Genomic DNA, 7807 nt, shown 5'->3' on the forward strand with positions numbered 1-7807 from the left:
AGATTATCACGCATGAACCCTATGCCCTCTTACCCTTAATAAAAGCTGCTGGTGCAGTATTTTTAGGACATTATACTCCAGAGGCTATCGGAGACTATTTAGCTGGACCTAATCATACCTTGCCTACAGGGGGAAGTGCTAGATTTTTTTCTCCATTAGGAGTTGAACATTTTTGCACAAAAAGCTCCCTTATTGGATTCTCAAAGAAAGGCTTGCAAAATCTTGCCTTGGATTGTGCTACGCTTGCAGAACACGAAGGTTTAGAAGCACATAAACTCTCTGTGCTATCACGATTGGATTCTCTTACTCAATAATCTTATAAACCCCTAATCGCGTATTGGATATGTATAGTAAGAGATAACGTGATGAGACTGAATACTGTTTTTTTCATAAAATGCGAGTTATTTATTTTTAATAAAGGACAACAATACATTAGGCAAGAAATTATTGCTTCAAGGTAGCGAAAAACTAAAAGTTATCTCATGAAATGAGACAAAATATGAAACAAAAACCAAAGAATGCAAACAAACAATATTAAGAGAAACTAAAAAAGCAAGCAGAGTGTTGGTGAGAATCTGCAAGAAAAGCAAAAGAACAACACAAACAATCATTCTGCATTGCATCTTCAACAAGAAAGTTAGAGAAAATAATCTGTTCCTCATCTTTTTTAAAATTCAATACAGAATTACTACCAAATGAAATGCAACCACTAAGATTCTTAATGGGAGGGCAATAACCAATCAATCTAGCTAAATCCACAGGCTAGCAAAACGACAAAGTTATCGCATATTACAAGGAAATCAGCGCAGCAGACCCAATATCCCTACATCAAAAAACGGAAAATATTTTAGGAATAGATTGAGATTCTAAAATAACTCCTACAGAGTTTTAACAGTAGCATTAAGGATAATAAAATTGCATAGTCCATTACCGCCTTTTCCAAGCTTAGTCCTTATGGATTATCAAATGATATAGCGAAATTATCAAGGCACACTTTATTCTCAATAACTGAAATGATTACATTTTTATATTATAATAATTACTTGTATAATATTTATCAATTAGGAATAGTTTATGAAAATAACTAGGAAAAATTGGATGCAAATTCACACTTATCTCAGTCTGTTTTTTCTTCCTGCTGCAATGATTTATGCTCTCACAGGCGCACTTTATATCTTTGACATACGTGAGGATGCAGGGGCTACCATACATGAATATAAACTAGAATCTGCGCCAAAAAAAGGAGAAGAAGTCCAGTTTATGATAGCTTTACTGCAAAAACACAACCTAGAGATTCCAAAGAATACAGAAATGCGCAACCACCGAGGAAATCCGACAATAGGCAATATAAGATATAATGTTTCAATTATAAAAGAACAAAATGGCAGCTTTATACTTCGCACTGTTGATAGAAGTCTGTATGGAATCTTAGTGCTTATGCACAAATCAAAAGGCAAATATTACTTTGATATTGTTGCCGTAGGATTTTCTGTCTCATTAATGCTATTTTATCTCTCTGGGCTTATCGTTACTTCTTTTGCTAAGGCAAACCGTAAAACTGCTTTTGGTATCTTGGGATTAGGCTTTATTATCACTGCAATGGCTGTGTATTACAGTGTATAGCATAGATTTTCTTACTTGTCTTGAGATGGTTTTTATTAGATTTGATGAGTATGAATCCAAAACACATTATTTTGTTAGTTGAAAGTCAAGGCTAAAGCTCTTACTTTTTTATAATCAGATTCTATTGCTACTTGATTTTTTAGGTGCGTTTTTTCATAGATAGATTCTAAAATAAAAACACTTAAGAGATTTTAGGCAATAAGCAGCGCGCCCTCAATGAGACTAAGGAGACTAAAAGCCTCTTGTCTTAACTGAAACAACGAGGATTTACAAACAAATAAAAAGATAGGTTTTAATAGGTAATTCTCGCGGCATCTTTCATCTTATCTACTTTTCCTTGCAGTATTTCTTGAATCTTCTTTTGTTTAAGCCTCTCGATAAGCTGTGTTTTTACTTTAGTAAAGGGGTCTTTTATGGGTTGGTCGATTTTCTCAAGATAAACAATATGGAATCCATAGCGAGATTTTATAGGCGTTTTGTTATAAGAGTTCGCAGTCATTTTCTTAACTTCTTGCGCAAATTCTGGAGCAATATTAGGGTCGCTAAGATTAATCTTGTCAATTAGTCCGCCATTCTCTTTTGAACCCGGATCTATAGAATGCTTCTTTGCAAGCTCAGAGAATTTATCTTTTATTTTATTCTTAGGAACTTTGCCAATTTCTGCAATGATGTTTTTTGCTTCCTCTTCTTTTGTAACAAGAATATGCAATAACTTCGCATTCTGTGTAATAAATAATGGGCTATTGTCATTATAGAACTTTTGCGCCTCTGCTTCCGTTACATTGACCGTCTTTGAGAGGCTATCAACCTGCCTTTTTAGCCACAGCGAAGACAATAATTGCAAACTGCCCATTCTATATTCTTCAGTTTTTTCCAACCCTTCTTTTTTTGCTGCATTAGCAGTAAGAATCCCTGTGATAATTTCGTCTAAAAGCTGCTTTTTTTGAGCTTCTGGTAAGGCATCATAATTAAAATTAGGATTTTGTTGCTTCAAAGCGATAAAAATAGAATCTGAAACTTCTGTTCCATCAACGGTTACAATTGTTTTGGCGTGCAAAATTGTCCCCAATATTGCTGGAAGAACAATACAACCTGCTATTGTCGCTTTCCGTAACGCATTTGCTAAGATTATAGACATTATAACTCCTTATTTTGCTGATAATATTAAATCTTAAGGCTTGTCAATTTCTCCTTGTGAGGTTAAGGGAAACTTTAGGCATTTGAGGTATAATCATACCTTTTAATTGTAAATTGTTGTAGTTTTTAGGTATTTTTTATCAGGATTAGAGAATCTTTTATCTAAAAACAAATCCAGAGAGGAAATGATGATTTATTTTTATTTTATAAATAACAGGGACTTTTTTGCCCATTTGCAAACACCTATTACAATGGCGTTTAAGAGTCTCAAGTATCGCAAAATGCTCGCCTTAAGTATTTTACCTGTGCTTTTTCTTATGTTGTTATATATAGCACTTTGTATCTTTAGCCTGTATCATTTTGATTGGTTTTTAGAGAAATTTCCTGCTATGTGGCTCAATTATGCTAAACAAGATGGCTTGCTTAATTCGTCTGTCTATGTCTTATTGTGTTTGCTTGCTTCTATCAGTGTTGCTGCCTACATTACCTTTGTGGTAGGGATTGTTTGGCTTATCATTGTGTGTTTTTTTGCGCCTGTAGTCGTACAATTCACTCAAAGAGAATTTTATCCCACTGTCTTACTCAATCCTCATCCTTTTTTAGAATCCTTAAAGCTCTCAAGCTTACTTTTTATTAAGACATTGACTAAGTTTCTCATCTTATCAATGTTTTGCTTTCTCTTCAACCTGATTGGGTTAGGGTTCATTGGCATGCTAATCAGTATAATTTTCTACTTTCGATTCTTTTCTCTTAATCTTAATTATGAAATAGCTCTCAATATTATGCGCGATAATGAATATAAAATATTTTCGCAATATAATGTTATGCCACTGTTTTTTCTTAATAGTGCGATTTTCGCGTTTTTATATATTCCCGTGGTTAATTTCTTTGTGCTACCTTGGCAAATGTTAGTTCTTAGTCATTTTATGCTAAATTGGTATGCAAAATTTAATTCAAACCAAAGCCCCATAGAGATTATTGAAGCAGATTGCGCTCTTGATACAAAAAGTATAGAATCTTAATCCTCATTCAGCAATCTTCATACAGAATCTTATGCGTTTAGACCAATACATAGCTGCTATATACCATTGTTCAAGACAGAAAGCAAATGATATGATTAAACAACATTGTGTTTTGGTCAATAATCAAAGAATTTCTAAGCCAGCATATCGTATCACACAAGATGATATTATTGTTCTCACCAAAGAGGTATTTATTGCAAATACTTTATATTGTTCAAGAGGCGCATTTAAGCTACAAAGATTCTTAGAAAACACCCTGTGTAAAGGACAAATTATCAAACGAGACAATCAAACACAATCTTATACTCACACTAAGGATTCTATGCAAGAGGAAATTACTGCTATAAAACAGCATATTCATGCCCTGATAGCAAGGCATGTCTTGCTTGATGTGGGAGCGAGTAGCGGCGGCTTTACCCAGGTGCTTTTGGCAAAGGGTGCGCGCTTTGTGATAGCTCAAGATATTGGTTCATTGCAGCTTGATAAGAATCTTAGAAAAAATAAAAAAGTGTTTTCATTAGAGAATCTTGATATTCGAGATTTTAGCAATCATCAGAGATTTTGGTTAGAATCTCTGCTTTTAGATTCTCTTAGAAGAGAATCTAAAGTTTCTTGTGCGTTAAAATTGTCAAGGTTTCAATCTCTGCAATCTGTTTATTGGATTCATAAAAAGTCTTGTCCAAACATATTAGATTCTATCTTACATAACAATAAAGCCGAACAACACTACACAACAAAGCCTTTTCGTATGCTCACTTGCGATGTAAGTTTTGTTTCTTTGTCTAAGATTCTACATTCTTTGCGTTCTTTTAGCAATCATTTACTTCTACTCTTTAAGCCGCAATTTGAAGTAGGCTTATATGCAAAACGCAATAAGAAAGGCGTGGTTACAGACATAAAGGCTATTGAGCAATCTCTTTTGTCAATACTTCGCCTCTTAGAAGATTGCAATGTAAAATTAATCTATATTGAAAAATCACAAGTGAAAGGGAGGGAGGGGAATGAAGAGTTTTTTATCTTTTGCCAATTCTAAATTACCTTATGATTCTATTGCAATCGGTAAATTTGACGCCATGCACAAAGCCCATTTAAAGCTGCTTGATTTGGTGGGAGATAATGGATTAGCCCTTAGTATTACTCAAGTGTATCCACCCTTTATCACGCCTCCAAAAGAACGTGAAACATACAGTCGGGTCCCTTTCTATGGGCTAAGGTTCGATGTCATTAAATCTTACAGCTCACTTGAGTTTTTAACACTACTTTTTACTATCTTGCCCCATTTACAAAAAATAGTTGTAGGCTATGACTTTTGTTTTGGTGCCAATCGCATAAGCAGTACTTCAGATATTAAGCCCCTACTTAATGTTATGGGTAAAACGCAAGTAGAGGTTGTTATCTTAGAATCTCAAAAATTCAATGGCATGCCTATTCATACAAGTATTATCAAGGAGCTTATCAAATATGGAGACATAGTCAATGCAAACATTATGCTGCACAGATTCTACACAATCAAAGGGCTTGTTATAGCAGGTCAAGGTATTGGTAAAAAACAACTTTATCCTACGATTAATATCGCAACCACCCTTTATCTTTTACCGCAATATGGTGTGTATGCAGGATTTTGCTACCTGCGTACAAGTATCTATAAAAGCGTAATATTTGTTGGCAATCGCCTAAGCACAGACAAACAGTTTTGCATTGAATGTCATATTATTGAAGAAAGTGCGATAGAAGTATCAAGAAGAGAATCTATCAAAATAGGCTTTGTAGAAAGAATACGAAATAATCAGAAATTTGAAAAACTAGAAGATTTAAAGGCACAAATTGCGCAAGACATACACAAGGCAAAACAACTGTTGAGTAACATAGATTCTTGAGGTAAAAAATCTGTGTGAGATATTCTCCATTGTATCGCTTCATGCTTAGAATCTCAAATTAAAAATTCAGCTCTTAACACGATAACTTACAAGCGTGGGCAAATATGAGGTTGAATGAACACTCCCTTACGGAATGCGAGATTGGATAAAAACTTGCTCAATCCAGTGCAATAGAATTACTACACTTATAAACCATAATCAAGTTAAACAAATCATCTGCACCAAGTAGAAATAACCTGCAAACTAGACTCTCTGTTTATTGCATGCTTGAGACACAATCCTGCAAAATAGGACTTTAGTCTGTCTTGTGAAAATTTAAGCTAGGATACTTACCTCCAACTCCACTTAAAGTCGCTATGTCAAAGAGAACTTTAAGATTCGTAAGCATGGATTTACTTGATGTGGCTTGCTTTCACAGGCAGAATAGCATGAGCTTTAGATAGAGAGTTATTGATAGACTGTGTTTAAACGTAAAAGTACTGCACCATTGCATTTGTCCTTATTGCCACCTAAACAAGCAAGACACAAAATTAACTTTAACCCTATACAATCTATAAGATAAACTCTCAAGATTAGGAAGCCTCATGAAAAATAAAAAAATCTCTAACGACAAGTCTAGCAATACACCCCATCAGAAGAGCATATTAAAAAACCTCCAAAAACAACCCCTCACAGAATCTTCGGAATCAGAAAAAATAAATTCAGACATGAATCAGGCAAAAAAAAGCAAGGATTCTCACAAAAAAGCTAGTTTGCAAAAAAATCCAAGCAAAAAATCCAAGCAAGTCAAAACCCAAAGAGCCGCGTTAAGTAATCCTCAAACATTAAATTCTAAGCTTGATAATACAATGTCTAACATAGCACAAAAAGCTATTTCACAAGACATCAAGCGGCAAATAAAGAATGACAAAAATACCATGCCAACGGCTTTAAAAAAAGCACGAAGCAAACAAGAAACTTCTCAAACGCAAATCATATCCTTTGAGATATTGGGCTTTGAACAACAAAGTGCAATACAAATTATCAGTAATTATGCCGCTAAGCACCATATCGTATTGCATACTTCAAAACAATATTGTGTGGAACAGTTTAACCAAGATTCAAGCCTCTTGAGTAATGATTATGAAATAATCGCACAAGGCAATAACAAAAACTTAGAATCTTTTTTTCAAGACATTGCTCAATTGTTCGGTGAGCGACTTTTAAAAGGTAATTTAGCCCATTTCCTTATTCAGAAGCTCACACAAGAATCTCTGACACTTTGTCTAGCAGAATCCTGCACAGGAGGAGTTTTAAGCACACTCATTACGGGCATTGACGGTGCTAGCAAAGTCTATAAAGGGGGCATAACCGCATACAGTATAGAATCTAAAAGAGAGATTTTGCAAGTGCGAGATTCTATTTTGTGTGAATTTGGTGTTTATTCTGAAGAATGTGTGAAAGCTATGGCAAGGGGAGTACTTCGCCTCTTTAATGCAGATATAGCCATTGCAACAAGTGGTTTAGCTACAGATGATTTGAGTGCAAATAATTTTTTAAAGTTACCTGCTGGAAATGTTTTTACCTGTGTATTACGTCAATCAAAGCTGCCAATAGTAATTTCACAAAATTATCTCTCTCCTGATTATCTAATTAATCATTCCAAAGCAGATTCAAAGAATCTAAGTCCTCACACACAACAAAGAAGCTTTATACAACAGCAAGCAAGCCTCTGGGCAATACGATTAGCCCTTCACGCTCTTAATGATTAATGTGTGCTTGTTATGTGTTGATTTGTGTAGAGATTGCACAAGTTTTTCATAGGCAAAAAGAGCCAAACCTATACCTCACAATTTAAGAGAACTATTTTGTTTAGTCGCAACAAAGAATCTATCAACTCCAAGTCTTACTCATTGATTTTTATGAGATACACATTAACTTGTATCAATGAAGTACATTCTATTCCGGAAAGTAACCCTATGCCAAGCATTGTGCAAGTTTGCAGTTTGTGAAATAGAATTGATATTTAAAGTTGAGATTCTATCAAAGGTTCTTGATAGGAATTAATCTAACATCAATATTGTGTATTCTATTGCTCAAGAGCTGATATTTCCTGATTCTTATCAGCACGGTAAGTTTTCTTAATATGACTCTTACTTATAATCGTAC

At 34.5% G+C, this 7807-nt stretch carries 8 protein-coding genes; 6 read left to right on the plus strand and 2 right to left on the minus strand.

From position 1 onward, the window contains the following. On the plus strand, positions 1 to 314 hold a 314-nt coding region (locus CQA44_RS10440), incomplete at its 5' end, for a histidinol dehydrogenase (RefSeq protein ID WP_181881875.1). 220 nt (positions 315 to 534) lie between these two features. Here CQA44_RS10440 and CQA44_RS10445 read toward each other — a convergent pair. Continuing rightward, positions 535 to 744: a hypothetical protein gene (locus CQA44_RS10445; protein WP_115547178.1), complete on the minus strand. Its 210-nt coding sequence runs from the start codon at positions 742 to 744 to the stop codon at positions 535 to 537. Positions 745 to 1074: 330 nt separating this feature from the next. Between CQA44_RS10445 and CQA44_RS10450 the strand changes: the two genes are divergently transcribed. Next, the gene (locus CQA44_RS10450; RefSeq protein ID WP_115547179.1) at positions 1075 to 1623 is read left to right on the plus strand and encodes a PepSY domain-containing protein; all 549 of its coding nucleotides are present in this window, start codon (positions 1075 to 1077) and stop codon (positions 1621 to 1623) included. A gap of 292 nt (positions 1624 to 1915) precedes the next feature. Here CQA44_RS10450 and CQA44_RS10455 read toward each other — a convergent pair whose 3' ends face one another. Continuing rightward, positions 1916 to 2761 carry a peptidylprolyl isomerase gene (locus tag CQA44_RS10455; RefSeq protein WP_115547180.1) on the minus strand — a complete coding sequence of 282 codons (846 nt, stop codon included), beginning with the start codon at positions 2759 to 2761 and terminating at the stop codon, positions 1916 to 1918. 250 nt (positions 2762 to 3011) lie between these two features. Between CQA44_RS10455 and CQA44_RS10460 the strand changes: the two genes are divergently transcribed. The 4 genes from CQA44_RS10460 to CQA44_RS10475 all read left to right on the plus strand — a co-directional run bounded on the left by CQA44_RS10460 (position 3012) and on the right by CQA44_RS10475 (position 7410). Continuing rightward, positions 3012 to 3782 (plus strand): EI24 domain-containing protein, encoded by a 771-nt coding sequence (locus tag CQA44_RS10460; protein WP_408941391.1) that lies wholly within the window; start codon positions 3012 to 3014, stop codon positions 3780 to 3782. 31 nt (positions 3783 to 3813) lie between these two features. Then, positions 3814 to 4815 carry an SAM-dependent methyltransferase gene (locus tag CQA44_RS10465; RefSeq protein WP_115547182.1) on the plus strand — a complete coding sequence of 334 codons (1002 nt, stop codon included), beginning with the start codon at positions 3814 to 3816 and terminating at the stop codon, positions 4813 to 4815. After that, complete coding sequence (locus CQA44_RS10470) at positions 4784 to 5659, plus strand: bifunctional riboflavin kinase/FAD synthetase (protein ID WP_115547183.1); 876 nt, start codon at positions 4784 to 4786, stop codon at positions 5657 to 5659. The genes CQA44_RS10465 and CQA44_RS10470 overlap by 32 nt, the downstream gene beginning before the upstream one ends. A gap of 584 nt (positions 5660 to 6243) precedes the next feature. Further along, on the plus strand, positions 6244 to 7410 hold the full coding sequence (locus tag CQA44_RS10475; RefSeq protein WP_115547184.1) for a CinA family protein: 1167 nt from the start codon (positions 6244 to 6246) through the stop codon (positions 7408 to 7410). The last annotated feature ends 397 nt before the right edge of the window (positions 7411 to 7807 follow it).

This window comes from Helicobacter sp. MIT 14-3879 (genome assembly GCF_003364125.1).